The organism is Mesorhizobium huakuii (assembly GCF_030160235.1).
Lineage (GTDB): Bacteria > Pseudomonadota > Alphaproteobacteria > Rhizobiales > Rhizobiaceae > Mesorhizobium > Mesorhizobium huakuii.
The window spans coordinates 301,450-326,208 of sequence record NZ_BSNY01000047.1; the positions used below are offsets into that span (position 1 = coordinate 301,450).

The window sequence follows — 24,759 nt, forward strand, 5'->3', positions numbered from 1 at the left end:
GCGCCCAAGGTGTGTTGAGATTCAGGTCAGGCCGGCCTCACCTGAATATCGGCACACCTTGCCTCACCACTTCACGCTGATACCCACATTGCCCTCGAGGATGCGGCGCTTGTCGCCGCCGAGATTGGTCGTGTAGTCGCCCGTGGCAAAGAGGCTGACCTTGTCGGTCACCTCAGCAACCACGCCGCCGCCGAACTCGAAGGAGGTCGACCGGCCCTCGGTCGAGATGTCGGTGGTGTCGAAATTGACATGGCTTGTGCCGCCGAAATCGTGCCAGATGTTGGCCTTGAGGTAGGGCTGCAGCGCCACGCCGTTGATGGTGGTCTCGCCCTGCAGCCGCGCGCCAAGCCGGCCGCTGACGCTGTCGTCGGTGTCGAAGGAAACCGACGAGAAGCGGTCGTTGGTGTCGTCGAGCGACAGATGCTGCCAGACCAGTTGCGCCTGCGGCTCGAGCGTCCAGCCCTGTGCCAGCGCAATGGGATAGCCGCCCTCCAGCGAAGCGGTGACGCCGGTTCCGCCGACATCGATGCCGATGTCGCGCGACGATGTCGCGTCGCCGCCGAAGAAGGTGGCCATGAGGACGCCGTCAAGATACCAGCCGCCCTGGCCGATGCGGGTCCAGTAACCGCCGACGCTGGTACCGCTGACGTTGAGGCTGCCGACGGACAGATCGCTCCATCCCAGCGCCTGGCCGCGCACATCGCCCTTCATGTTGGCATAGGCGACGAACAGGCCGGCGCGATCGATCCCGCCTGAGGCGGTGTCGCGGCCGAACACGTCGAAGCCGGCCTGGAGCCCGAACAGCGAGCCGTCAAAGGAGGGCGACACCGTCCCCGACCAGCCCATCTCAGCGTCCTGGCCATAGATGCGGCCCCAGACCGGCGACAGCTCGGGGTTCGACAGCAGGCTTTGCTCACCCCGCCGTTCGTGGAAGGTGCCGAGCGTCGTCATCGCCAGGTGCTCGGCCACCGGCGGCAAGGCCGAATAGACCGGCACTTCGATGCGGTAGAGCACGATTTCCTGACCCGCCGCCGGTATCGGCAGCTCGGGCACGACAGTCGGCACCACCGGTGGCGGCGGTGGCGGATCCGCCGGAGGCGCCGGTGGTGGTGGTGGCGGTGGTTCGGGTTGCGGGTCGCTGGCCTGCACGGGCGGCGTCGGGTCGACCGGCGGATTGTTGATGTCGCCCTCGCTCGGCGGTGGGGTCGGCGGCAGTTCGGAGGTCGGCGGGGGTGGCGGCTCGACCGCCGGCGGCACCGGTTCCACTGGCGGGGAGGGCTCGACCGTCGGTGGCGCCGCCGCCGGCGATGTCGGTGTTATCAGCGTCGAGCGCAGGTACCAGTTCTCCTCGCTGCCGGCACTGACGCCGCCCTTGAAGAGGTAGTATTCGAAGGCGCCGGCGGCGACCGGCCCATCGAGCGCGAAGGTCGAGGCGCCCGAAGTGGCGCCGTTGGCCGCCTGGACCAGCATGATGCCGTCCTGTGTGGTCGCGGCGCCCGCGCCGCCGACATTGACCACCGAAATGCCGGTCGAGCCCGAAGCCGTGCCGCCCGACAGCACCAGCCTGTCGGACGCGGAAGAATCGTCACCGAGTTCGGTCTGGACAAGCAGCACGCCGCCTGCCCCGACATAGTTGCCCGAAATCGTCAGCCGATCGGTCGCGCCGGTGGTGCCGTTGGTCAGGTCGATGCGCCCGGCATTGGTCACCTGCGCCAACTGGCCTGCCGTGAAGGCCTGGATCGTCGAGTTGAAGCCGCCGCCATAGAGCGTGCTCGAAGCATCGACGCTGAGCGAGCCCGTGCCGGTGCCGCTGTCGCCGAGCTTGAGAGTACCGTCGAGCATCAGCTGTGTGTCGTTGGTGGCGCTGATGCTTTCCCAGTTCTGGACTCTGGCGATCCCGTCGAGCTTGACGTTGTCGAAGGTCAGCGCATCGGTCCCGAGGCCGCCATTCAGGGCATCCGTGCCGCCGAGATTGGCGTTGGTGAGGTTGCTGAGCTTGGCGGTATCGTTGTCGGCGCCGAGATCGACGGCGCCATAGATGATACCGCCGCCATTCCAGACGAAACTGTCGGAGCCAAAGCTCATCAGCACATCGCCGCCGACCGTGCCGCCGGTGATCGTCACGCTGTCATTGCCGCCGCTGACACTGATGTTGCCGCCGATCGTGCCGCCCGACAGGATGATGGTGTCCTGGTCGAAGCCGGTGACGAGGTTGCGGTCGATGGTGCCGCCGGACATGTTGAAATAGTTCTTGTCGAGCTTCATGTTGACCCGGCCGATGCGGCCGCCGGTCATCACCGCATTGTCGCCATCGTCGAAGAAATCGACGATTCGCCCGCCTGTCATGGTGAATGTGTCCAGCCCGTCGCCCTGGTTGAGCGATCCGATCTGGCCGCCGCTCATGTTGAAGTCGTCGATGCCGGCGCCCTGCTGGACATTGCCGGCGACGGTGCCGCCGCCGATGGTGAAGAAATCGGTGCCGTCGCCCTGGTCGACCGTGCCGGTGATGGTGCCGGACTGCATGTTGATACGGTCCGTGCCGGCGCCGAAGGTGACATTGCCGCTTACCTGCCCGGTGCCGCCGGCGGGAAAGGTCAGCCTGTTGTCGCCGCTGGTATCGGTAAGGCTGCCGCCTGAATCGCCGCTATCGCAGGTGAAGGTGGTGTTTCCCGCAGACGGAATCAGTACGCAGGCCGCCAGGGCCGCAGAATTTGGCAGCAACACAAGTGCGGTAGTTGCAAGTAAGCTAATAAACCATGGATGGATTTGCGGCGGCTTTCGCCACGACAAAGAAATCGACTCATCAGCGTTTTCCGAACGGCTGTTCGGACGCTGTATTTCAAAATGCCGCATCGCGTCCCCTCTCAGATCGCGATTACAAGCCCTTCGCCGCGCCGCAATGAAGCCACAATTCGTTCGATTTTACAAAGCCTAATCTGCATTCCATGGTTGATGAACTGCAAAGGCTGCTGGGATAGACCTTGTGCAGTGCATGATTGGCACGTCCGTGGCCCATGATTTAAGATCGCCTTGGGCCGAAGGGTCTGGGGCTGTCCCAGGTCGGTCAGAGGATGTTGCATGGCAATCAGGGACGCATTCGGCCTGACATTTTCGGGCGCCACCGAAGCCGGGTTCACGCCCTACAGCCAGGCCGTGCGTGAGCTGCTGTGCTTTATCGGCGATCCCGTCGCCTCCGTCGACCGTGCCATATCGGCGGATCCCGGTTTCGTCATGGCGCACGTCTTCAAGGGCTATCTCTTCGGCCTCGCCACCGAGCGCGACGCGACGGCGGTGGCCAGGGCTTGCCACGAGGCGGCGCTGCCGCTTGCCGCGACGGCGCGCGAAGAGGCGCATGTTCTGGCCCTCGGCCACCTCGCCAACGGGCGCAGGCACGACGCCGCCAGGGTCCTCGAGGATATCGCCATCGAGACCCCGCTCGACGCGCTGGCGCTGCAGGTCGGGCATCAGATCGACTTCTTCACCGGCAATGCCCGCATGCTGCGTGACCGCATCGCCCGCGCCCTGCCGTCCTGGCAGAGCGATATGCCCGGTTATCATGGCATCCTCGGCATGCAGGCCTTCGGGCTGGAGGAAATGGGCGACTATATCAGGGCCGAAAAGCTTGGCCGCGCGGCGGTCGAGATCGAACCGCGCGACGGCTGGGCGCAGCATGCGGTCGCGCATGTCATGGAGATGCAAAGCCGGCAAAGGGACGGCATCGCCTGGATGCGCGCCAATCCCGAAGCCTGGACAAAGGAGAGCTTCCTGCAGGTTCACAATTGGTGGCACCTGGCGCTGTTCCACTACGATCTCGGCGAGACCGATCAGGTGCTGGCGCTCTATGACGGACCGATCTATGGCACGCCATCGGCGATGGCGCTGAACATGGTCGATGCGTCGGCCATCCTGTGGCGGCTGCATCTCGGCGGTATCGATGTTGGCGACCGTTGGACGGCGCTCGCCGCCAATTGGCCCAAGGCCGGCGCGGGCGATTATGCCTTTAACGATGCGCATGCGATGATGGCCTTCGTTGGCGCCGGGCTCGACGCCCCGGCGCGGACCTTGCTCGAGGCCCAGCGCGAGGCGATGCGCGGCGATGGCGACAACGCGGCTTTCACCCGGGATGTCGGCCATCCGCTGACGCTGGCAATCAAGGCATTCGGCGAGGCCAACTACAGCGAGGCCGTGCGCCTCATCCGGCCGATCCGGGCGATCGCCAACCGCTTCGGCGGCAGCCACGCACAGCGCGACGTCATCGACCTGACGCTGATCGAAGCGGCCTTGCGGGCCGGTGACCGCGCGCTCGCCGGAGCGCTCACGGCCGAGCGCTCGATGGCGCGGCCGGACAGTCCGCTCACTGTGCTGCTTGCACGACGTGCAGCCGATTTGTCAGAGAATTGACCCGAAGCGGATCTTGCCTTAAAAACTGGCTCAGCCAGATTTTTTCGAGACCCGAAAAAAATAAATGGCATGGGAGGATGACATGTATCTCGGCCTCGACCTGGGCACGTCGGGCGTCAAGGCGCTGCTGATCGATGCCGGACAGACCGTCATCGGCTCCGGCCATGGCTCGCTTGACGTTTCGCGGCCGCATCCCGGCTGGTCCGAACAGGATCCGTCCCACTGGATACGCGCCTGCGAAGACGCGATCGCCGAACTCAGGGCTTCCCATCCCAGGCAGTTCGCGGCGGTGAAAGGCATCGGCCTGTCCGGCCAGATGCACGGCGCCACCTTGCTCGATTCGGCTGATCATGTGCTGCGCCCCTGCATCCTGTGGAACGACACGCGCAGCCATGTCGAGGCAGCGGCGCTCGACGCCGATCCGCGCTTCCGCAAGCTCACCGGCAACATCGTTTTCCCCGGCTTCACCGCGCCCAAGCTCGCCTGGGTGAAGAACAACGAACCCGCCGTCTTCGCCAAGGTGGCGAAGGTGCTGCTGCCGAAGGATTTCCTGCGGCTTTGGCTGACCGGCGAGCACATTTCCGAAATGTCCGACTCGGCGGGCACGTCCTGGCTCGATGTCGGCAAGCGCAGCTGGTCGGCCGAATTGCTGGCGGCTACGTCGCTCGACGAGAAGCAGATGCCGTCCCTGGTCGAGGGCACTGAGAAGGCCGGCGGTTTGCGCGCCGAATTGGCGTCGAAATGGGGCGTCGAGGCCGGTATCCCGATTGCCGGTGGCGCCGGCGACAATGCGGCCTCGGCCTGCGGCATGGGCACGGTCGGCGCCGGCCATGCCTTTGTCTCGCTGGGCACGTCGGGCGTGCTGTTTGCCGCCAATGCGTCCTATCTGCCCAACCCGGCAAGCGCTGTCCACACCTTCTGCCATGCGCTGCCCGACACCTGGCACCAGATGGGCGTCATCCTGTCGGCGACCGATTCGCTCAACTGGCTGTCGGAGATCACTGGAAAGGGCGCGGGTGAACTGACCGCTGAACTCGGCGACGCGCTGAAGGCGCCGACCGGTGTATCCTTCCTGCCCTACCTCTCGGGCGAGCGCACGCCGCACAATGATTCCGCCATCCGCGGTTCCTTCACCGGGCTGGCGCATGAATCGAGCCGCGCAGTGCTGACGCAGGCGGTGCTCGAAGGCGTCGCCTTCGCCTTCCGTGATAGTCTCGAAGCCCTGAAGACAGCCGGCACCACCTTGACGCGGGTGACGGCGATCGGCGGCGGCTCACGCTCCCGCTACTGGCTGAAATCGATCGCCACCGCGCTGCAGGTGCCGGTGGATATTCCCGCCGACGGCGATTTCGGCGCCGCCTTCGGCGCCGCCAGGCTCGGCCTGATCGCGGCGACGGGTGCTGATCCGCTGGCCGTCTGCTCCGCGCCAAGGACGGATGCCACGATCGAACCGGATGCCAAGCTCGGCGGCGCCTACGCGGACGCCTATCGCCGCTATCGGGCGCTCTATCCGGCAATCAGGGGTGCCACGGCGTGAACGATTTCTCGCCCACGCCGCAACGTCCCGCCTCACTGCGCCGGGACCTTGTCGAGGAAGCCGGTGACGCTCTTCAGGCGGCCGTTTTCGATGACGCCGATGTCGGTGCCTTCGATCACCGAAGGGACGCCTTCAGGCCCGAGATTCCAGGAAAAGCGGATCTTGTCGGCAAACCCGTCCGGCGTGCCCTTCAGCGAGAAGCGGAAGCCGGCAAAGCGTTGCTGCACGCCGTCGATGAGCGCCGCGACGCCTTCGTGGCCGTCGCCCTGCATGATCGGATCGCGATAGCTGACGTCTTCGGTGAAGGTGGTCTTCAGCAATTCGGCGCGGCGACCGGCATCGCTTTCGTTCCAGGCGGTGATGTAACCCTCGGCGATCTTGTTGAGGTCGGTCATGGTCTGTCTCCTTTGTTGAGTGGCTTTGACACGACCCTTTTCACCCTACGGTAGACCGAAACCAATTACGCCTGAGGTAATCAGGGCGAACTATTCGAGAGAGGACAGAAATCATGAGCAGCGGATTTTTCGGCGATATCCAGAAGATCAAATATGAGGGGCCGGATTCGACCAATCCGCTGGCCTACCGGTTCTACAATCCTGACGAGGTCGTCGCCGGCAAGCGGCTGGAAGACCATCTGCGCTTCGCCGTCGCCTACTGGCACTCCTTTGCCTGGCCGGGCGGCGACCCCTTCGGCGGCCAGACCTTCGACCGCCCCTGGTTCCCCAAGGCCGGCGGCATCGACACGATGGAACTGGCCAAGCTCAAGGCCGACGTCGCCTTCGAGATGTTCTCGCTGCTCGGCGCGCCCTATTTCTGCTTCCACGACGCCGATGTCCGCCCAGAGGGCAAGGACTTTTCCGAGAGTGCCGCCCGTCTCGACGAGATCGCCGACTATTTCGCCGGCAAGATGAAGCAGACTGGGGTCAAGCTGCTCTGGGGAACGGCGAACCTCTTCTCGCACCGTCGCTTCATGTCGGGCGCCGCCACCAATCCCGATCCGGATGTCTTTGCCTATGCGGCGGCGACGGTGAAGAGCTGCATCGACGTCACCAAGCGGCTGAAGGGCGAGAACTATGTGCTGTGGGGCGGGCGCGAAGGCTATGAGACGCTGCTCAACACCGACCTTGCCCGCGAGCAGGAACAGGCCGGACGCTTCCTCAGCCTCGTCGTCGACTACAAGCACAAGATCGGCTTCAAGGGCACCATCCTGATCGAGCCGAAGCCGCAGGAGCCGACGAAGCACCAGTATGATTACGACGTCGCCACCGTCTATGGCTTCCTCAAGCGCTTCGGCCTGGAGAAGGAGGTCAAGCTCAACATCGAGCAGGGCCACGCCATCCTGGCCGGCCATTCCTTCGAGCACGAACTGGCGCTGGCCAATGCGCTCGGCGTCTTCGGTTCGATCGACATGAACCGCAACGACTACCAGTCGGGCTGGGACACCGACCAGTTCCCCAACAACGTGCCGGAAATGGCGCTGGCCTACTACCAGGTCCTGCAGGCCGGTGGCTTCAAGACCGGCGGCACCAATTTCGACGCCAAGCTGCGCCGCCAGTCGCTCGACCCGCAGGACCTGCTGATCGGTCACATCGGCGGCATGGATGCCTGCGCACGTGGTCTCAAGGCCGCGGCCCGCATGGTCGAGGACAAGGCGCTGTCGGCGCCGCTGGCCGAGCGCTATGCCGGCTGGAACACGGCAGAGGGCAAGGCAATGCTGTCGGGCAAGCGCACGCTGGAGGACATCGCCGAGCGCGTGGTGAAGAAGAAGATCGAGCCGCAGCCGCGCTCAGGCCGCCAGGAATTGCTGGAAAACATCGTCAACCGCTACGTCTGAAGCCTGACTTCTGGACCGACATCCGCCTGATGTGGCTGAAAGCGGCCGTGATCGCCGTTTGCTAGTCCACTCCCTCGAAGGGAGAAGACAATGGCAAACGGGCGGATCACGGTGCGCAAGGCACAGGCGAGCGATGTCGCGGTCCTGAAGCAGGTGCTTCAGGACACCTTTGAAGGCACCTGGCTGCCGCACGTCAGCCAGGCATCGGCTCGGCGCTATGTCGAGACCGATATTGGCGGGCGCTATGTCGAGCGGAACTGGCCGGAATTCACGCTTGCCGAGGTCGACGGTGAGATTATCGGCCTGATCCACTGGCGCGGTGACTTCATCGAGGCCGTGCATGTCAGGGCCAGCCATCAAGGCCAGGGTGTTGGCGGCAGGTTGCTGTCGCACGCCGAGCAGGCCATTGCCGCCGCCGGATTCGGCCAGGTGCGACTCGAGACGGATACGTTCAACGAGCGCGCCCAGAATGTCTACAAGGCGGTCGGTTACGCCGAAAAAGACCGCTATCCCGACGATGAATGGGACAGCGGCTTCACCACCGTGCTGTTCGAGAAACGGCTAGGAACAATTCCAGGAAAAGTGTAATGCGGTTTTCCGTTCGGAATTGCGTCAAAACAAGGCCCTAGCCCGACCTTCCTGATTCGGACTTTTGCGCACGGAACGGCGTTGCGCCAAAGTGCGCGTTTGGCGACATGGTTTTGCCCCTGGCCGCCCCTCAATGACCTCGCTCTTGCCTTCAAACTGCCGTCACGTATCTCGTATAAGACGGGCCTGTGGCGGGTGAAAAGGAAGGAGGCGAACCGATATGCAGCACGAACGCGAAATCGACGCCCTGCTCTCATCCGGGGAGACCGGATCGATCATCGACCGGCTGATGGCGCTGCCGCGGCCGACCGACGACGTGAAAAACGAATGGGATCGCGCCGTCAGCAACCGCTTTGAAGTCCGGCTGGTGAGACAGATGCGCTCGCAGATCGACGCCGGCAGCGATCGCCAGAACGCCGCTTGATTCCCCTGAACTGACCTAACCCCGGCGCAACCTGACCGGGGCTTCGCCGAAAGCTCTTGAAAACGCTCTGGAAAATGCCGCGGCGGACGAGAATCCCGTCCGCCCGGCAATATCCGCCATGGCCACCCGCGTGTCGACCACCAGCCGGCGCGCCGCCCCCAGCCGTAGCCTCAGATAGTAGGCGCCCGGCGTCTCGCCGATCGACTTGCGAAAGATGCTCTCCAGGGTGCGAGCCGTCACGCCGGCGCGCTTGGCGATGGCTTCTATGGTCAGCGGCTGGTCGACATGCGCCTCCATCAGCCGGATGGCCTGCGCCAGGCGTGGGTCGTAGCCGTCGAGCCGGCCAAGCGAGACCAGCGGCTGCGCATCGGTCGCCACGCGCGCCTGATCGTAGATGAACGCGCTTGCCACATCGAGCGCCACGGCCATGCCGAGCCGGGTGCGAATCAGGTGCAGCATCAGGTCGAGCGTTGGCGACGCGCCGCCCGTGGTGAACACCGGCCCATCGATGATGTAGCGATCGGGGCGCACGTCGACGCCGGGAAAGGCCGACGAAAAATCCTCCATGTCCTCCCAATGGGTGGTGGCGCTACGCCCTTCCAGCAGCCCGGCGCGCGCCACCAGCCAGGTGCCCGCCTCGACGCCGCCGCAGGCACGGGCCGACCGCGCCGCGCGGCGCAGGCCGGCAAGCAAGGCTGATGTGGCATAGTTCTGCGTGCCGAAGCCCGCGACCACGACCAGGACATCGGTTGGTTCCGTCGCATCGAAACGGCCGCTGACCGCAACCGGCAGGCCGCATGTCGTGACCGGCGCCTCTCCGGTCACCGAAACCAGCTTGAAGTCGAACAGGGTTTCGCCGGCGATGCGGTTGGCCGCCCGCAGCGGATCGACGGCGCATGCCACGCACATGATGGATGCCCCGGAAAACACCAGCAGCGTCACCTTGAGTGGCGACTGCTCAGCGCGAAAGATTGTCGCTTTTTCGTTTTTTGTCATGTCGTCTTCGTAAAGCGTAAAGCAGCATCCCGCAAGTCGCGCAATGTTGTACGGGTTCCTGTGCATGTCGTTGCCCCAAAACCGGTTCCCACTTTTGGGCGACATGCATGGCTGTTTCGACTAGGAGGAGAATTCCATGCCGCTTGCGATGAACCGTGAGGTCTTCATTACCTGTGCCGTGACCGGGTCCGGCGGTTCGCAGGATCGCTCTCCGCATGTGCCGCGTTCGCCCAAGCAGATCGCCGATTCGGCCATCGACGCGGCCAAGGCCGGTGCGGCCATTGTCCACTGCCATGTGCGCGACCCCGAGACCGGCAAACCACGCCGCGATGTGCATCTCTACCGCGAGGTGACCGAGCGCATCCGCGACGCCAATGTCGACGTGGTGCTGAACCTCACCGCCGGCATGGGCGGCGACATGGTGTTCGGCTCGCCGGAAGCGCCGCTGCCGCTCAACGAGAAAGGCACCGACATGGGCGGCGCCACCAACCGCATGGAACATGTGCGCCAGTGCCTGCCGGAAATCTGCACGCTTGACTGCGGCACCATGAACTTCGCCGAAGCCGACTACGTCATGACCAACACGCCCGGCATGCTGCGCGCCATGGGCGGCATGATGACGGCGCTCGGCGTCAAGCCCGAGATCGAGGCCTTCGACACCGGCCATCTCTGGTTCGCCAAGCAGCTGGTCGAGGAAAAGGTGCTCAACCCCGACGCGCTGGTGCAGCTCTGCATGGGCGTGCCATGGGGCGCGCCCGATGACCTCAATACCTTCATGGCCATGGTCAACAATGTGCCGTCGACCTGGAACTGGTCGGCCTTTTCCATCGGCCGCAACCAGATGGCCTATGCCGCCGCGGCCGTGATCGCCGGCGGCAACGTCCGCGTCGGTCTCGAGGACAATCTCTGGCTCGACAAGGGCGTGCTGGCCACCAACGCCCAGTTGGTCGAGCGCGCCGCCAGCATCGTCACCAATCTCGGCGCCAGGATCCTCGGGCCGGAGGAAGTGCGCAAGAAGCTCAACCTGACGAAGCGGGCGCCGATCGCAGCCGCGGCGTAAAACGGGAGCGGATCATGGCGACCGTCAAATTTACCGCGATGAAGGATGGCGACAAGGACGATTACGAGTTCCTGACCGCCCATGAAATCGACTATGCCGCCAGGACCGGCGAGCGGCTGCTCGACGCGCTGGTGCAGCTCGACGAGGGCCTGTCCGGCTACAAGATCACCCGGCTCGGCCATTCGCTGCAGGCGGCGACGCGCGCCTGGCGCGACGGCGCCGACGCCGACTGGATCGCCTGCGCGCTGCTGCATGACATCGGCGACATCTATGCGCCCTACAATCACGACGAATACGCCGCTTCGATCCTGAAGCCCTTCGTGCGCGAGCAATGCACCTGGGTGGTGGAAAAGCACGGCGACTTCCAGCGGCTCTATTACGCCCATCATCTCGGCGGCAACCGCCATGCGCGCGACCGCTTTGCCGGCCACGCCTATTTCGATGATTGCGACCAGTTTTGCGAGCGCTGGGACCAGTCGAGCTTCGACCCCGACTACGAGACGTTGCCGATCGACTTCTTCCGGCCCTTCGTGCTCGAAGTCTTTGCCCGCAAGGCCTACGACGCATCCGTGATCCGCGCCGGCGAGCGCGTGCCTCTCATCGATCCCGAAACAGCCAGGACAAGAACCGGAGCTTCCGCATGAGCATCATCAACAAGGCGGCCGCCATTGGCGGCGGTGTCATCGGCGCCGGCTGGGTGGCGCGGCTGCTGCTCAACGGCATCGACGTGTCGATCTTCGATCCCGATCCGGAAGCCTCGCGAAAGGTCTCGGAAGTGATGAAAGGCGCGCGTCGCGCCTACAAGCAGATGGTGCCCGGCGGCTTGCCGAAAGAGGGAAAGCTGACCTTCGCCAAGACCATCGCCGAGGCGGTGGTCGACGCCGATTTCATCCAGGAAAGCGTGCCGGAACGGCTCGATCTCAAGCACAAGGTGCTGGCCGAGATCGACGCCCATGCGCCGGCCAACGCCATTGTCGGTTCCTCGACCTCCGGCATCAAGCCGACCGACATGCAGGTGGCGATGAAGAAGCATCCGGAACGGCTGGTCGTCGGCCATCCGTTCAACCCGGTCTATCTCCTGCCGCTGGTCGAAATCGTCGGCGGCGACCAGACTTTTCCGGAGGCGATCGAGGTCGCCAAGGAGATCTATGCCTCGATCGGCATGAAGCCTGTCGTCATCCGCAAGGAGATCGAGGCCTTCGTCGGCGACCGCCTGCTTGAGGCGGCATGGCGCGAGGCGCTGTGGCTGATCAAGGACGGCATCTGCACCGTCGAGGAACTCGACGACATCATGCGCTACGGCTTCGGCCTGCGCTGGGCGCAGATGGGCATGTTCCAGGTCTACCGCGTCGCCGGCGGCGAGGCCGGCATGCGCCATTTCATGGCGCAGTTCGGGCCGTGCCTGAAGTGGCCGTGGACCAAGCTGATGGACGTTCCGGAATTCAACGACGAGCTGGTCGACCTGATCGCCACCCAATCGGACGACCAGGCGCATGGCCTGTCGATCCGCGAGCTGGAAAAGATCCGCGACGACAATCTGGTCGCGATCATGGATGCGCTGTCGAAGCAGAACAAGGGCAAGGGCTGGGGCGCCGGCGCCTTGCACAAGGACTACACCAAGCAGCTCGCCAAGCTGGCGGCGAAGAAGCCGACGGCTTCAAAAGCCGCCGAGAAGGCAAAGGCCTCCAAGCCGGTGAAGAAGGCGGAAAAGCCGGCAAAGGGCGGCAAGGCGAAGAAAAGCAAGAAAGGCTGAGACGATGGATTTCGGTCTTTCGGAGGAACAAAAACTCATTGTCGAGACGACGCGCGCCTTCGTCGAGAATGAGCTCTACCCGCATGAGCGCGAGGTCGAGCGCACAGGCGTGCTGCGGCGCGAACTGATCGAGGAGCTCAAGGCCAAGGCGATCGAGGCCGGCCTCTATGCCGCCAACATGCCCGCCGATGTCGGCGGCGCGGGCCTCGATACGGTGACCTGGCTGCTCTACGAAAAGGAACTCGGCCGCGCCAATTACGCGCTGCACTGGACCTGCGTCGCGCGGCCCTCCAACATCCTCCTGGCCGGCACGCCCGAGCAGCGCGAAAAGTACCTCTTCCCTTGCATCCGTGGCGAGAAGTGGGACTGCCTGGCAATGACCGAGCCGGGCGCCGGCTCCGACCTGCGCGGCATGAAGGCGACCGCCGTGCAGGACGGCGATGACTGGGTGCTCAACGGCACCAAACATTTCATCAGCCACGCCGATCTCGCTGATTTCGCCATCGTCTTCATGGCCTCGGGCGAAGAGGATTCGCCGCGCGGCAAGCGCAAGAAGATCACCGCCTTCTTCGTCGACAAGGGCACCAAGGGTTTTGCGGTGCGCGACGGCTATCGCAACGTCTCGCATCGCGGCTACACCAACGCCATCCTCGAATTCGACGATTGCCGCCTGCCGGCCAGCCAGGTGCTCGGCGAAGTTCACAAGGGCTTCGATGTCGCCAATTCCTGGCTTGGCGCCACCCGCCTGCAGGTCGGTGCCACCTGTCTCGGCCGCGCCGAGCGGGCGCTCGGCCATGCGGTCGAATACGCCGCGCAGCGCCAGCAGTTCGGCCAGCAGATCGGCAAGTTCCAGGGCGTGTCGTTCAAGCTCGCCGACATGGCGACCGAATTGAAGGCCGCCGACCTCATGGTCTTCGAAGCTGCCTGGAAGTACGATCAGGGCACCGTCACCGACCAGGATATGGCCATGGCCAAGCTGAAGGCCACCGAAATGCTGGCATACGTCGCCGATGAAGCCATCCAGATCCATGGCGGCATGGGGCTGATGGACGACCTGCCGCTGGAGCGCATCTGGCGCGACGCCCGCGTCGAGCGCATCTGGGAAGGCACGTCGGAGATTCAGCGACATATTATTTCGCGGGCGCTGCTGCGTCCGTTCGGTGCTTAGAGCATGATGCGCCAAAGTCTGGATACGGCTTTGGCAGACACCGCGCTCAAACGAAAAGATGACCATGCATAAACTCGAACGTCTCCTGCGCCCGAAATCGATCGCCGTCTTCGGTGGGGTGCAGGCCGCCGCCGTCGTCGCCCAATCGATCAAGATGGGCTTCGCCGGCGAAATCTGGCCGGTGCACCCGACCAAGGACGAGGTTGCCGGCCGCAAAGCCTATCGTTCGGTCGCCGATCTGCCCGGGGCGCCGGACGCCGCCTTTGTCGGCGTCAACCGGCATCTGACGATCGAGGTCATCAAGGCGCTGGCCGAACGCGGTGCCGGCGGCGCCGTCTGCTTTGCCGCCGGCTTCCTCGAGACCGAGGCCTATGACGATGATGGCGAAAGGCTGCAGGCCGAACTGGTTGCCGCGGCCGGCGAGATGCCGATCATCGGACCGAACTGCTATGGCCTGATCAACTATGCCGACGGCGCGCTTCTGTGGCCCGACCAGCATGGCGGCATAAGGCTGGAGGAGGGCGGCAAGGGTGTCGCCATCATCACCCAGTCCTCCAACATCGCCATCAACATGACGATGCAGAAGCGTGGCCTGCCGATCGCCTTCCTGATGACCGCCGGCAACCAGGCGCAGACCGGCCTCTCCGAAATGGCGCTCGGCCTGATCGAGGACGAGCGGGTGACATCGCTCGGCCTGCACATCGAAGCCTTCGATTCCGTAGCCGGCTTCGAGAGGCTGGCGGCGCGCGCACGCGAACTGAAGAAACCGATCATCGCCATGAAGGTCGGCCGCTCGGAGCAGGCCAGGCAGGCGACCGTCTCGCACACCGCCTCGCTCGCCGGCTCGGATGCCGCTTCCGGCGCCTTCCTGAGGCGGCTCGGCATTGCGCGCGTCGATTCCATTCCCGCCTTCATCGAGGCGCTGAAATTGCTGCACATCACGGGTCCGCTGCCCGGCTATAGGCTATCGTCGATGAGCTGTTCGGGCGGCGAAGCCTCCGTCATGGCCGACAGCGCCGAAGGCCGCTGGGTCAATTTCCCGGTTCTGACCGAGACGCACCGCGCCCATGTCAAGTCGACCCTTGGGCCCCTGGTCGCGGTCGCCAACCCGCTCGACTACCACACCTTCATCTGGAACAACGAGCCGGCGATGACCGCCACCTTCACTGCCATGGTGTCGGGCGGCTTCGACCTCAACATGCTGGTGCTCGACTTTCCGCGCCCGGACCGCTGCACGGTCACCGACTGGTGGGCGACGCTGCGCGCCTTCGAATCGGCGCTGAAGACCAACAAGGCGCATGGCGCGATCGTCTCCTCGCTGCCGGAAAACCTGCCCGAGGAATACACCGCGGAACTCATGGCGCGCGGCATGGTGCCGCTGTTCGGCATTTCCGAGGCGATGGATGCCGCAGGCGCGGCGGCCTTCATCGGCTGGGCATGGGCCGAACCGCAGGCGCAACCGGTCGACACATCCGCTGCCGGCGCGGCCGGCGGCGAGCATGTCACCCCCGACGAAGCCGAGGCCAAGGCGCGGCTGATCAAGGCCGGGCTTCCGGTGCCCAAGGGCGAGCGCGCCGGCAATGCGGTCGAGGCTGTCATCTCCTCGATGGCGCTCGGCTTTCCCGTGGCCCTGAAGGCGCTGGGCGTCACCCACAAGTCCGAGGTCGGCGCCGTCCGGCTCAATCTCAAGGACGCCGAATCCGTCAGCACGGCGGCGCATGACCTGCTGCCGCTCGGCTCCGGCCTCTATGTCGAGCGGATGGTGCGTGACGGCGTCGCCGAACTGATCGTCGGCTTTACCAGGGATCCGATGTTCGGCGCTGTCATGACGCTGGGCACCGGCGGCGTGCTGGTCGAATTGCTGCGCGACAGCGTCACCTTGATGCTGCCGGCGACCCGCGACGACATCGAGGCGGCGTTGCGCGGTCTGAAGCTGTTCCCGCTGCTCGAAGGCTATCGCGGCCGGCCGAAGGCCGACGTCGCGGCCGCCATCGACGCCATCGCGGGCATCGCTGCCTTCGTGCAGAAGAATGCCGGCGAGATCGAGGAACTCGACATCAACCCGCTGATCGTCTGCGTCGAAGGCAAGGGTGCCTGGATCGCCGACGCGCTGCTGGTGCTGGGAGAAAACAAGAATGTCTGACGTCATTTCCACCCGCCGCGAAGGCTCGATCCTCGAGGTCACGCTCGACCGGCCCAAGGCCAACGCCATCGACCTGAAGACCTCGCGGCTGATGGGGCAAACCTTCAAGGCGTTCCGCGACGACCCGGAACTGCGCGTCGCCATCGTCAAGACAGCCGGCGACAAGTTCTTCTGCGCCGGCTGGGACCTGAAGGCCGCCGCCGGCGGCGACGCGGTCGACGGCGACTATGGCGTCGGCGGCTTTGCCGGTCTGCAGGAATTGCGCGACTTGAACAAGCCGGTCATCGCTTGCGTCAACGGCATGGCGGTGGGCGGCGGCTTCGAACTGGCGCTGTCTTGCGACCTCATCTACGCCTCCGATCATTCCTCCTTCGCGCTGCCCGAAATCCGCGCCGGCACGCTGGCCGATGCGGCAACGATCAAGCTGCCCAAGCGCATTCCCTACCATGTCGCCATGGACCTTCTGCTTACCGGCCGCTGGATGGATGTCACTGAGGCGCATCGCTGGGGCCTGGTCAACGAAGTGCTGCCCAAGGAAAAGCTCGAGGACCGTGTCTGGGAGATCGCCCGCCTGCTCGCCAGCGGCCCGCCGCTGGTCTTCGCCGCGATCAAGGAGACCGCGCGCGTGGCCGAGGCGCTGACCTTTCAGGACGCGATGAACCGGGTGACGCGCCGACAGTTGGCGACGGTCGACGTGCTGTATGGGTCGGAAGACAATATGGAAGGGTTCCGCGCCTTCGCCGAAAAGCGCGACCCGGTGTGGAAGGGGAAGTGAGCCACTCCCCTTGATGGGAAGGGTCGGACCGAAGGTCCGGGGTGGGATGACGCGCGCCACCCTAGCCCGCCACTTCGCGGCGACCTCCCATAGCAGGGGAGGTGAGAGAGCATCATGACCGATTACACAAAACTCATAGACGCCGAGACCTGGGCTTTCATCGAGCGGACCAATTCCTATTATCCGCCCGATACGATCGACTACACGATCGCCCAGCAGCGCGAGATCTATGACCGCATGTGCCGCGAATTCTTTGCCGGCTATCCCCAGGACGTGGCGGTCGAAACCTCGGCCATTGCCATGCCCACGCACGACATCCCGATCCGCATCTACCGAAGCGGCGCGCAACCGGCGGCGACCGTGCTCTACATCCATGGCGGCGGCTTCATCCTTGGCGGGCTGGACAGCCATGACGATGTCTGCGCCGAGCTGTGCGCCCGTACCGGCTACGAAGTTGTCTCGGTCGATTACCGGCTGGCGCCGGAGCATCTGCATCCGGCCGCCTTCGACGACGCCATGAGCGCCTTCGCATGGGCTGCGTCCAGCCGCGACCGCCCCATTCTGCTCTGCGGCGACAGCGCCGGCGGCAATCTCTGCGCCGCCATTGCGCACGCCTCGCGCGGCCATGCGAAGCGGCCGGCGGGCCAGGTTCTGGTCTATCCCGGTCTCGGCGGCGATCGCTCGAGGGGCTCCTATGTCCGACATGCCGAAGCGCCGATGCTGACCATGCGCGATCTCGAATTCTACAAACATATCCGCACCGGCGGGCAGGATCGCAGCGGCGATGCCACACTGGCGCCGCTGGCCGACACCGACTTCGCCAACCTGCCGCCGACAGTTCTGATCACCGCCGAGTGCGACCCGCTGTCTTCAGATGGCGAGACCTATTGTGACCGTATCGTCGCCGCGGGCGGGCGCGCCACATGGTTCGAGGAACCGGGTCTGGTGCACGGCTATCTCAGGGCCCGGCACACGGTCGGCCGGGCCCGCGAAAGTTTCACGCGGATTGTCGATGCGGTGACCGCGCTTGGACAGGGCGCCTGGCTCTGGTGAGCGGTTTCCCGTCCGTCGCGTGAGACGACCGCACAGACGTGAACGGCACGGCGTAATGCAGGCGCAATGCTGAGCGGGCAGACCCACTGGGTGGGCGGCCAGCAGCAGGAAACAACCGCAATCATGACCAGGTTCGCAACCGCGTTGGCGCTCCTCCTTTGTGCCGCGACGCTCGGTGCATGCGTCGACACGGACGATTACCGCGACCGCCCTTGGCGCGACCATCATTGGCGCGACCGTGACCACGGACCCGACAGGCCATGGAGGCCAGACAGGCCATGGCGCCCCGATCGCCCCGACAGACCAGACTGGCCAAGCAGGCCCGGTCGTCCGGACAGGCCAAATTGGCCGGGCGGGCCAGATCGTCCCGACAGACCGGATCGACCCGATAGACCCGACTGGCCGGACAGGCCAGATCGCCCGGATCGGCCAGACAGGCCAGACCGCCCCGATTGCGGCGGACCAGCGATCGACTGCGCGCCAGCGCCGGACGTACAACCCGGCGGGCCAGACTGCGCTAGCGGCCCGGCGACGCCGTCGCCCGACTGTATCGAGCCACGCCGCCCGCGCCGAACCCCCTGATCGCGAGACATATGCGGCCTTTATAACTCGGGCCAAAACCTGCTCTCGAATTCCTATGCGGCCAGAGACTATGTAATTCCGGGCCGCCGCTTGACCGGCGACCGGAACAACAGACTGGCTTCAGACGACCATGAAATCACATTCAACCCGGCTGACCTCGGGGGGTTAGCCGCCGGGTGCCGACGGAGTATTTCGTCCTGGCAAACCTGAAAGAGCAGGGGGCAATCATCGGCCAACTCGCCGGTCATCCGATCGCCGATACGGTCGTCGATGCGAGTGGATCGCGATATCGCTATGTCGGCGTTGCAACGCGCGACGCCGACGGGCGCTTCGATGTCGACGCGCTCCGGACTGGCGAATGGATCGTCCAGCCCGGACTGATCTATGCCGCTGATGGCAAGGCGTCTCCCTCAAGGCCGCCACGGCGCGGGCGAGGCCGGGACCGGTCTTGATTGCGTGACACCGGGTACGCTCTCGGACAGGGCCAGCATAGCCTCGCGTATAGCTGTTTCGGTTTCAGGGCGAACCGAGGTCAGCGGTAAGCGGACATCGGGGCTCAAGCCCAGCGCCAAGCTTACCGCATATTTGACCGGCACGGGATTGCTCTCCAGTTCAAGCGCCGCGATCAGCGGCCGCAAGCGATGGTGGATGGCCCGGACGGTGTGATGGTCGCCCTGCCTGCACGCGTCATGCATCTCGACACACAGTCGCGGCACGACATTGGAGACCACCGAAATCGTCCCACGCCCGCCCATCGTGTTGAAGCCGAAAGACGTCGCGTCGTGGCCGGAGAGAAAGATGAAACGGCGCCTGAGCACAGCGGGAAGCGAGGATAGTCGGTTTACATCGCCAGTTGCGTCCTTGATGCCGACGATGGTCGGGATCTGCGCCAGGCGTTCGAGCGTCGCCTCGGACAGGTCGACGCCGGTTCGCGCCGGCACATTATAGACGATGATCGGTATCCTGACCTTGGCTGCGATCGCCTCGAAGTGGCGAAAGATGCCTTCCTGGCTCGGCTTGTTGTAGTAAGGCGTCACGATGAGGGCGACGTCAGCGCCACAAGCCTCGGCGGCTGTCGAAAAGGCGATCGTCGTCTCGGTGCTGTTCGTGCCGGTGCCGGCTACGATCGGCACCCTGCCGGCGGCGGTTTTCACGCACAGCGCGACTATGTCGAGGCGCTCCTCCCACGACAGGGTCGGGGCTTCACCTGTGGTGCCGCATGGGACCAGCCCGTTGATCCCTTGTTCGATCTGCCAGCGCAACAGCGCGGTCAGCTGCTTCAGGTCGACCTCGCCGTCGGTGAACGGCGTTACCAGCGCGGTCATCGCTCCGGTCAGGCGCATTCGGGCTTGTTCTGGAGTCATGGCAATCAGTATCTCCTGGATGAATTCTGGGACGCACCGTTTTCATGAGGTGCGAGGAAAGCAGGGCTGACAGCAGCGCGGCTGCCAGATCTATGTGGTCCGCTTCGGCTATGTCGGCCCCAGCCGTTGTTCTTGGCAGTGTGATTTGAATGGAGCAAAACCAGCGCTCGCCGATCTTGCTGATGGCCGACACCGAGCGCTCCGGCTTCGACGAGGCGACCAGCAGGAAGACGGCGTCGAGCGTGGCGCCGGCCTCGACCAGACCGGCAAATCGCCGGCCTTGACGGGATGATCTGTCGAGCGACAGGGCGCGTGCCGCATCCCAAAGCTGGTGTTCGAGTAGCCTGCCGACATGCGGGAGGCGATCGAGCAGTCCGGCGAGATCGGCGCTGTTGGGGTCAGCAATGGTGTTGGAATTGTCCATGGCCAAATCGTCCCGGTCAGTTCGGAACCGGGCGCGGCTCAGTTGAACAGGGAGAGCCGCACACTTGCCGGGGCGAAGCGTATCGCGCCGGCCCGATGGCCGCTTTCCATCGCGGCGAAACGGACAGCGGAATTCCTGTCGGCAAAGACGCCGCCGGTCTGGCCTTCTTCGTCGCGCGCGATCCAGTGGCCTTCGCCATCGCGTCCAATGACGAAGCGGTGAAGGGCGTTTCCGTCAGGGGGAATAGGGGAACTTTGCATGGTCGTCTCCTGCTTCTCAGGACAACTGCGCAGCGATCGCGGCGGCGGCCACCAGGGCGCCGACGACCAGCAGCCACCATGTCGGAGTGAAGGGCGCAACCAGGCTGACCGACCGGCGATTGCTGTTGGCCGCGCGCCTGATCTGTTCAACCTGTGATGCCGGCAAAGGACGATGGGTGGGCAGGTAAAGCCCGTCCGAGAGGAACATCGAAGACTTTCCTTCTTCTTGTACCGCCGCCACGAGGTGGCGGCCGCCTGCAGGCGCTCAGGGCCTGCTGCACTCGGAAGGATAAAAGCATCGGCATTTGTATTCGAGGCGGACTAAAACTGAAAAATATAAAAAAGTCATATGTTTATCGCCCGGGTGTATAGGCGGCCCAGGCGACAACGACGGTGCCGTTTCACGCCACCGAGGCGGCCGCCGCCCGGCCGGCGCTGCGGCCGGAGAAGATGCAGCCGCCGAGGAACGTGCCTTCCAGCGCTGCATAACCATGCACGCCGCCGCCGCCGAAACCCGCCGCTTCGCCCACGGCATAGAGCCCGGGTACCGGCTGGCCGTCGGCACCCAGCACGCGGCTGTCGAGATCGGTCTGCAGGCCGCCCAGCGTTTTGCGGGTCAGGATGTTGAGACGCACCGCGATCAGCGGGCCGTTTGCCGGATCGAGCATCTTGTGCGGTTTGGCCGTGCGGATGAGCTTGTCACCGAGATAGGCGCGGGCGCCGCGCAGCGCGGTGATCTGCATGTCCTTGGAGAACGGATTGTCGAGTTGGCGATCGCGGGCGCGGATCTCGCGTTCCACCTGGGCGAGCTCAAGCAGCGGCTCGCCGCCGGCCAGCGCGTTCATGCGCGCCACCAGCTTCGAAAGATCGGCCTCGACGATGAAGTCCTCGCCCTTCTCCATGAAGGCCTTCACCGGGCCCGGAATGCCCGATGTCGCGCGGCCGAGCACCTGGCGCCAGCTCTTGCCGGTCAGGTCCGGGTTCTGCTCGGAGCCCGACAGCGCGAACTCCTTCTGGATGATTTTCCTGGTCAGGATGAACCAGGAATAATCGAAGCCGGTGCTCATGATGTGGCTGAGCGTGCCGAGCGTGTCAAAGCCGGGATAGAGCGGCACCGGCAGGCGTTTTCCCCTGGCATCGAGCCAGAGTGAGGACGGGCCGGGCAGGATGCGGATCGCATGTTCAGTCCAGATCGGCGCCCAGTTCTTGATGCCCTCGACATAGTGCCACATGCGGTCGCGGTTGATGATTGAACCGCCGGCGGCCTCGGTGATCGCCAGCATGCGGCCGTCGACATGGTCGGGCACGCCGGTGATCATGCGTTTTGGTGCCGTGCCCAGCCGCTTGGGCCAGTTTTCCCGGACAAGCTGGTGGTTGGCGCCAATGCCACCGGAGGCGACAATTACCGCTTGCGCATGCAGCTCGAAATCGCCCGATATGTCGCGCGAGCTCTTGTGGCCACGCTCGACGATGCTCGGCTGAAGGATGTCGCCGCGCACACCGGTCACGACAGCGCCCACCCGCATCAGTTCGTTCACCCGATGGCGGAATTTGAAGCTGATCAATCCGCGCTTTTGCGCCTCGCGCACGCGCAGGACGAAAGGCTCGAGAACGCCGGGGCCGGTGCCCCAGGTGATGTGGAAGCGCGGCACGGAATTGCCGTGGCCGATGGCATTGCCGCCGCCGCGCTCGGCCCAGCCGACCACGGGAAAGAACTTCAGGCCGCGCTCGATTAGCCAGGAGCGCTTCTCGCCGGCGGCGAAACCGACATAGGCTTCCGCCCACTTGCGCGGCCAGAAATCCTCCGGCCGGTCGAAGGCCGCCGTGCCCATCCAGTCCTCGAGCGCCAGATCATGCGAATCGCGGATGCGCATGCGCCGCTGCTCGGGGGAATCGACAAGGAACAATCCGCCGAACGACCAGAACGCCTGGCCGCCCAGCGACTGCTCCGGCTCCTGGTCGACGATGATGATCTTCTTGCCGGCCTCGGCGAGCTCGGCCGCGGCAACCAGCCCGGCAAGGCCGGCGCCGACAATGATCACGTCCGCGTCGTCAGCCATTTTTCCTCCCAGAATTAGCCGGCTACTTTATTTCGGAGAGCTAGTTAGACAGCCTCCCAGCCGTCCTTGCCGCCGGCGCGGAAGATGGCGTCGATGACCTTCTGGTTGAGCACGGATTCCTCCAGCGTGAAGACACGCTCCTTGCCGCCCTGTGCAGCCCGCGCGAAGGTTTCGACCTCCAGCCGGTACTGTTGCGTGCCGGGGAAGCGGAACACCTGCGCCTCGGTGTGGTTCTGGTTGTGCAACTCGACACGATGATGGTCGTAGAGCCCGGCATTGAACGGCGAGAAGACCTCGATGAAACCCTTCTCGCCATGGAACACCATCACCTGGCGCGCCGCCATCTGCGTCGACAAATAGAAGGACAGTTCGAAATCGCCGAAATCGGCGCGGATCGAGGAATAGATGTCGGTGCCGAATGTCTTGTCGCGCTCGATCGTCGCCTGCACACGGCTAGGCTCCTTGCCGGTCGAAAACCGCGTCGACACCGTCGGGTAGACGCCGATGTCGGGCAGTGCGCCGCCGCCGAGGTCGAGCTGGTTGCGCATATTGTTGGGATCGACATTGTAGTAGGAGAACGCACCCTGCACATGGCGCAGCCGGCCGATGGCGCCGCTGGCGATGAGATCGCGCACCTTGATCCATTGCGGGTGGTAGATGACCATGAAGGCTTCGCAGACCAGCACCTTCTTGGCATCGCGCAGCTTGATCAGCGGCGGGATGTCCTTGGCGTCGAGCGCGAGAGGCTTCTCGACCAGCACATGTTTTCCCGCCTCGATGGCCTTCGCCGTCCATTCGACATGCTGCGAGGTCGGCAGCGGAATGTAGACGCCGTCAATGTCCTTGGAGGCCAGCAGTTCCTCATACGAACCGAACGCGTGGCGGGCGCCGAACCGCTCGGCCAGGGCCTTGGCTTTCGACAGGTCGCGGCTGGCGATCGCCGACAGCACGCCGTTCTCCGCTTCGACGATTGCAGGCAACAACTGCTCGCGGCCGATCTTGGCCGTCGACAACACACCCCATCGGAACATCACGCTTCTCCATGTCGATTAACAGGCGACGAGGTTTGCCCGAAATCGACGGAAAAGCCAATGACCGAGGGTGACCCTGGCTCAGCCCCGCTTGCCCGTCAGCGTCATGTCGAAGTCGACGACATTGGAATAGAGCGGCGTGCCGACATCCATGCCGTATCGTGACCGCAGCACCTTGCCGGTGACATGGAATTTGATCGTGCCGCCCTTCAACCCATCGAGCTCGGCGGTGAATTTTTCCGCAAAGGTCTTGCCGCGTGCCGTCAGCCTGCCGGTGACAAGAGCCGACGTATCGCCGGTGCGGGTCACGCTGGTCGAGCGGAACTGGATCTCCGGGCTGTTGGCCGCATCGAACACCGCGTCGGAGCGCAGGAAGGCGTCGATGCGGCTCTGGCCGGTGCCGACGCTTTCCGGATAGATGGTGAGGTCGACCTTCGAGCGCCCGACATCGCCATTGTCGATGCGGATCGTGCCCTTGAAGCGGGCGAAGGCGCCGTCGAAGCCGCCGCCGCCGGCCTTGCCGATGGTGAAATGGATGCTGGAGCCTGCCGGGCTGACGGTGTAGCTGCCGGCGGCGTCGCTCAATGCCACCGCCGCGGCTGCGGGCACGGCAAGGCATGCGGCAAAAGCCGCGAATCCAAGGATGCGCGCATGCATGGGATTGTTCCTTTCCTGGAGGCAACGCTTGTTCGCGTCCTCACCCCGCAAACGCGCTGGCCGCCCGCTCTATTCCCCACCTGACGAAGGTGTGATCATGCGCGTCAGCACGCTGTCGCGCAGCACGAAGTGGTGGCGCAAGGCGGCAGCGACATGCAGCGCAACGAGCGCGATGCCGACATAGGCGAGATACCAGTGCGCCGCCGCCCAGAAGCTTTCGGCGGCATCGGATTCGGCGAGCGGCAAATTGGGCATCACGAACAGGTCGAACGGCATGGTCGGGATTTCCAGCGTCGACACCGAAACCAGCGCCCAGCCGGACAAGGGCAAGGCGATCTGAAAGGCATAGAGCGCCAGATGCGCGAGCGGCGCCGTACGCCGTTCCAGCGCGCCGACCGAAGCCGGCAGGGGCGGCGTCGCATTGCCAATCCGCCAGGCGATGCGCAGGGTGATGAGGCCAAGCAGCAGAAAGCCCAGGGATTTGTGCAGCTGGATCAGCTCGAAGGCGGTACGCTGGCTGGTCAGCCGCACCATGATGAAGCCGAGGGCGAACTGGCCGATGAAGAGGACGCCGATCAGCCAGTGCAGGAGGATGGTTGCCCAGCCGTAGCGGGTTGGCGTGTTGGTGATTGAAGTCTGCATGGCGTGT

At 64.7% G+C, this 24,759-nt stretch carries 23 protein-coding genes; 12 read left to right on the forward strand and 11 right to left on the reverse strand.

Going from position 1 to position 24,759, the window contains the following annotated elements:
* Positions 1-63: 63 nt before the first annotated feature.
* Entirely contained in the window at positions 64-2,853 is a 2,790-nt protein-coding gene (locus QQK95_RS23715) for an autotransporter family protein (RefSeq protein ID WP_284276817.1), read from the reverse strand.
* Between the two features lie 225 nt (positions 2,854-3,078).
* Here QQK95_RS23715 and QQK95_RS23720 point away from each other — a divergent pair, with 225 nt between their 5' ends.
* Complete coding sequence (locus tag QQK95_RS23720) at positions 3,079-4,401, forward strand: tetratricopeptide repeat protein (RefSeq protein ID WP_284276818.1); 1,323 nt, start codon at positions 3,079-3,081, stop codon at positions 4,399-4,401.
* An 82-nt stretch (positions 4,402-4,483) separates the two neighbouring features.
* The gene (gene xylB, locus QQK95_RS23725) at positions 4,484-5,938 is read left to right on the forward strand and encodes a xylulokinase (protein WP_284277056.1); all 1,455 of its coding nucleotides are present in this window, start codon (positions 4,484-4,486) and stop codon (positions 5,936-5,938) included.
* 32 nt (positions 5,939-5,970) lie between these two features.
* Here xylB and QQK95_RS23730 read toward each other — a convergent pair whose 3' ends face one another.
* Positions 5,971-6,333 (reverse strand): nuclear transport factor 2 family protein, encoded by a 363-nt coding sequence (locus QQK95_RS23730; RefSeq protein WP_284276819.1) that lies wholly within the window; start codon positions 6,331-6,333, stop codon positions 5,971-5,973.
* A 113-nt stretch (positions 6,334-6,446) separates the two neighbouring features.
* On the opposite strand from QQK95_RS23730, the gene xylA reads away from it, so the two are divergent.
* The 3 genes from xylA to QQK95_RS23745 all read left to right on the forward strand — a co-directional run bounded on the left by xylA (position 6,447) and on the right by QQK95_RS23745 (position 8,784).
* Positions 6,447-7,772, forward strand: coding sequence for a xylose isomerase (gene xylA / locus QQK95_RS23735; RefSeq protein ID WP_284276820.1), 1,326 nt, complete (start codon positions 6,447-6,449; stop codon positions 7,770-7,772).
* A gap of 90 nt (positions 7,773-7,862) precedes the next feature.
* On the forward strand, positions 7,863-8,360 hold the full coding sequence (locus tag QQK95_RS23740) for a GNAT family N-acetyltransferase (protein WP_284276821.1): 498 nt from the start codon (positions 7,863-7,865) through the stop codon (positions 8,358-8,360).
* A gap of 220 nt (positions 8,361-8,580) precedes the next feature.
* Entirely contained in the window at positions 8,581-8,784 is a 204-nt protein-coding gene (locus QQK95_RS23745; RefSeq protein ID WP_095203128.1) for a hypothetical protein, read from the forward strand.
* Between the two features lie 15 nt (positions 8,785-8,799).
* Here the strand turns inward: QQK95_RS23745 and QQK95_RS23750 are convergent, their stop codons facing one another.
* Positions 8,800-9,780 carry a GlxA family transcriptional regulator gene (locus QQK95_RS23750; protein WP_095771508.1) on the reverse strand — a complete coding sequence of 327 codons (981 nt, stop codon included), beginning with the start codon at positions 9,778-9,780 and terminating at the stop codon, positions 8,800-8,802.
* 136 nt (positions 9,781-9,916) lie between these two features.
* Here QQK95_RS23750 and QQK95_RS23755 point away from each other — a divergent pair, with 136 nt between their 5' ends.
* From QQK95_RS23755 to QQK95_RS23785, 7 genes are all read left to right on the forward strand, one after another.
* On the forward strand, positions 9,917-10,840 hold the full coding sequence (locus QQK95_RS23755; protein WP_095771917.1) for a beta-keto acid cleavage family enzyme: 924 nt from the start codon (positions 9,917-9,919) through the stop codon (positions 10,838-10,840).
* Positions 10,841-10,854: 14 nt separating this feature from the next.
* Entirely contained in the window at positions 10,855-11,484 is a 630-nt protein-coding gene (locus QQK95_RS23760; RefSeq protein ID WP_284276822.1) for an HD domain-containing protein, read from the forward strand.
* Complete coding sequence (locus tag QQK95_RS23765) at positions 11,481-12,593, forward strand: carnitine 3-dehydrogenase (RefSeq protein WP_284276823.1); 1,113 nt, start codon at positions 11,481-11,483, stop codon at positions 12,591-12,593. Before QQK95_RS23760 ends, QQK95_RS23765 begins: the two co-directional genes overlap by 4 nt.
* 4 nt (positions 12,594-12,597) lie before the next feature.
* The gene (locus tag QQK95_RS23770; RefSeq protein ID WP_284276824.1) at positions 12,598-13,761 is read left to right on the forward strand and encodes an acyl-CoA dehydrogenase family protein; all 1,164 of its coding nucleotides are present in this window, start codon (positions 12,598-12,600) and stop codon (positions 13,759-13,761) included.
* Positions 13,762-13,825: 64 nt separating this feature from the next.
* A complete protein-coding gene (locus QQK95_RS23775) occupies positions 13,826-15,904 on the forward strand; it encodes an acetate--CoA ligase family protein (protein ID WP_284276825.1) in 2,079 nt (692 codons plus the stop codon).
* Positions 15,897-16,679, forward strand: coding sequence for a carnitinyl-CoA dehydratase (locus tag QQK95_RS23780; RefSeq protein ID WP_284276826.1), 783 nt, complete (start codon positions 15,897-15,899; stop codon positions 16,677-16,679). Before QQK95_RS23775 ends, QQK95_RS23780 begins: the two co-directional genes overlap by 8 nt.
* A gap of 114 nt (positions 16,680-16,793) precedes the next feature.
* Positions 16,794-17,732, forward strand: coding sequence for an alpha/beta hydrolase (locus QQK95_RS23785; RefSeq protein WP_284276827.1), 939 nt, complete (start codon positions 16,794-16,796; stop codon positions 17,730-17,732).
* Between the two features lie 992 nt (positions 17,733-18,724).
* Here QQK95_RS23785 and dapA read toward each other — a convergent pair.
* The 8 genes from dapA to QQK95_RS23825 form a co-directional block, all read right to left on the reverse strand.
* A complete protein-coding gene (gene dapA / locus QQK95_RS23790; RefSeq protein WP_284277058.1) occupies positions 18,725-19,630 on the reverse strand; it encodes a 4-hydroxy-tetrahydrodipicolinate synthase in 906 nt (301 codons plus the stop codon).
* Entirely contained in the window at positions 19,518-20,102 is a 585-nt protein-coding gene (locus tag QQK95_RS23795; protein ID WP_284276828.1) for a hypothetical protein, read from the reverse strand. The genes dapA and QQK95_RS23795 overlap by 113 nt, the downstream gene beginning before the upstream one ends.
* Before the next feature lie 38 nt (positions 20,103-20,140).
* Positions 20,141-20,362, reverse strand: a complete 222-nt coding sequence (locus QQK95_RS23800) for a hypothetical protein (protein ID WP_284276829.1) — start codon at positions 20,360-20,362, stop codon at positions 20,141-20,143.
* Positions 20,363-20,378: 16 nt separating this feature from the next.
* Positions 20,379-20,570, reverse strand: coding sequence for a hypothetical protein (locus tag QQK95_RS23805; protein ID WP_284276830.1), 192 nt, complete (start codon positions 20,568-20,570; stop codon positions 20,379-20,381).
* Positions 20,571-20,763: 193 nt separating this feature from the next.
* Positions 20,764-22,422, reverse strand: coding sequence for an FAD-binding dehydrogenase (locus QQK95_RS23810; RefSeq protein WP_284276831.1), 1,659 nt, complete (start codon positions 22,420-22,422; stop codon positions 20,764-20,766).
* A 44-nt stretch (positions 22,423-22,466) separates the two neighbouring features.
* Positions 22,467-23,453, reverse strand: coding sequence for a Gfo/Idh/MocA family protein (locus QQK95_RS23815; RefSeq protein ID WP_284276832.1), 987 nt, complete (start codon positions 23,451-23,453; stop codon positions 22,467-22,469).
* Between the two features lie 81 nt (positions 23,454-23,534).
* Positions 23,535-24,110, reverse strand: a complete 576-nt coding sequence (locus QQK95_RS23820; RefSeq protein ID WP_284276833.1) for a YceI family protein — start codon at positions 24,108-24,110, stop codon at positions 23,535-23,537.
* A 69-nt stretch (positions 24,111-24,179) separates the two neighbouring features.
* On the reverse strand, positions 24,180-24,752 hold the full coding sequence (locus QQK95_RS23825) for a cytochrome b (protein WP_284276835.1): 573 nt from the start codon (positions 24,750-24,752) through the stop codon (positions 24,180-24,182).
* Positions 24,753-24,759: the final 7 nt, after the last annotated feature.

Coding starts and splice junctions, on each gene's coding strand:
- QQK95_RS23730 (WP_284276819.1), bottom strand. CDS start 6,333: ATGACCGACCTCAACAAGATCGCCGAGGGTTACATCACCGCCTGGAAC.
- QQK95_RS23750 (WP_095771508.1), bottom strand. CDS start 9,780: ATGACAAAAAACGAAAAAGCGACAATCTTTCGCGCTGAGCAGTCGCCA.
- QQK95_RS23775 (WP_284276825.1), top strand. CDS start 13,826: ATGCATAAACTCGAACGTCTCCTGCGCCCGAAATCGATCGCCGTCTTC.
- QQK95_RS23760 (WP_284276822.1), top strand. CDS start 10,855: ATGGCGACCGTCAAATTTACCGCGATGAAGGATGGCGACAAGGACGAT.
- xylA (WP_284276820.1), top strand. CDS start 6,447: ATGAGCAGCGGATTTTTCGGCGATATCCAGAAGATCAAATATGAGGGG.
- QQK95_RS23805 (WP_284276830.1), bottom strand. CDS start 20,570: ATGTTCCTCTCGGACGGGCTTTACCTGCCCACCCATCGTCCTTTGCCG.
- QQK95_RS23745 (WP_095203128.1), top strand. CDS start 8,581: ATGCAGCACGAACGCGAAATCGACGCCCTGCTCTCATCCGGGGAGACC.
- QQK95_RS23765 (WP_284276823.1), top strand. CDS start 11,481: ATGAGCATCATCAACAAGGCGGCCGCCATTGGCGGCGGTGTCATCGGC.
- QQK95_RS23825 (WP_284276835.1), bottom strand. CDS start 24,752: ATGCAGACTTCAATCACCAACACGCCAACCCGCTACGGCTGGGCAACC.
- QQK95_RS23755 (WP_095771917.1), top strand. CDS start 9,917: ATGCCGCTTGCGATGAACCGTGAGGTCTTCATTACCTGTGCCGTGACC.
- QQK95_RS23785 (WP_284276827.1), top strand. CDS start 16,794: ATGACCGATTACACAAAACTCATAGACGCCGAGACCTGGGCTTTCATC.
- QQK95_RS23715 (WP_284276817.1), bottom strand. CDS start 2,853: ATGCGGCATTTTGAAATACAGCGTCCGAACAGCCGTTCGGAAAACGCT.
- QQK95_RS23820 (WP_284276833.1), bottom strand. CDS start 24,110: ATGCATGCGCGCATCCTTGGATTCGCGGCTTTTGCCGCATGCCTTGCC.
- QQK95_RS23815 (WP_284276832.1), bottom strand. CDS start 23,453: ATGTTCCGATGGGGTGTGTTGTCGACGGCCAAGATCGGCCGCGAGCAG.
- QQK95_RS23770 (WP_284276824.1), top strand. CDS start 12,598: ATGGATTTCGGTCTTTCGGAGGAACAAAAACTCATTGTCGAGACGACG.
- QQK95_RS23740 (WP_284276821.1), top strand. CDS start 7,863: ATGGCAAACGGGCGGATCACGGTGCGCAAGGCACAGGCGAGCGATGTC.
- xylB (WP_284277056.1), top strand. CDS start 4,484: ATGTATCTCGGCCTCGACCTGGGCACGTCGGGCGTCAAGGCGCTGCTG.
- QQK95_RS23810 (WP_284276831.1), bottom strand. CDS start 22,422: ATGGCTGACGACGCGGACGTGATCATTGTCGGCGCCGGCCTTGCCGGG.
- QQK95_RS23780 (WP_284276826.1), top strand. CDS start 15,897: ATGTCTGACGTCATTTCCACCCGCCGCGAAGGCTCGATCCTCGAGGTC.
- QQK95_RS23720 (WP_284276818.1), top strand. CDS start 3,079: ATGGCAATCAGGGACGCATTCGGCCTGACATTTTCGGGCGCCACCGAA.
- QQK95_RS23795 (WP_284276828.1), bottom strand. CDS start 20,102: ATGGACAATTCCAACACCATTGCTGACCCCAACAGCGCCGATCTCGCC.
- QQK95_RS23800 (WP_284276829.1), bottom strand. CDS start 20,362: ATGCAAAGTTCCCCTATTCCCCCTGACGGAAACGCCCTTCACCGCTTC.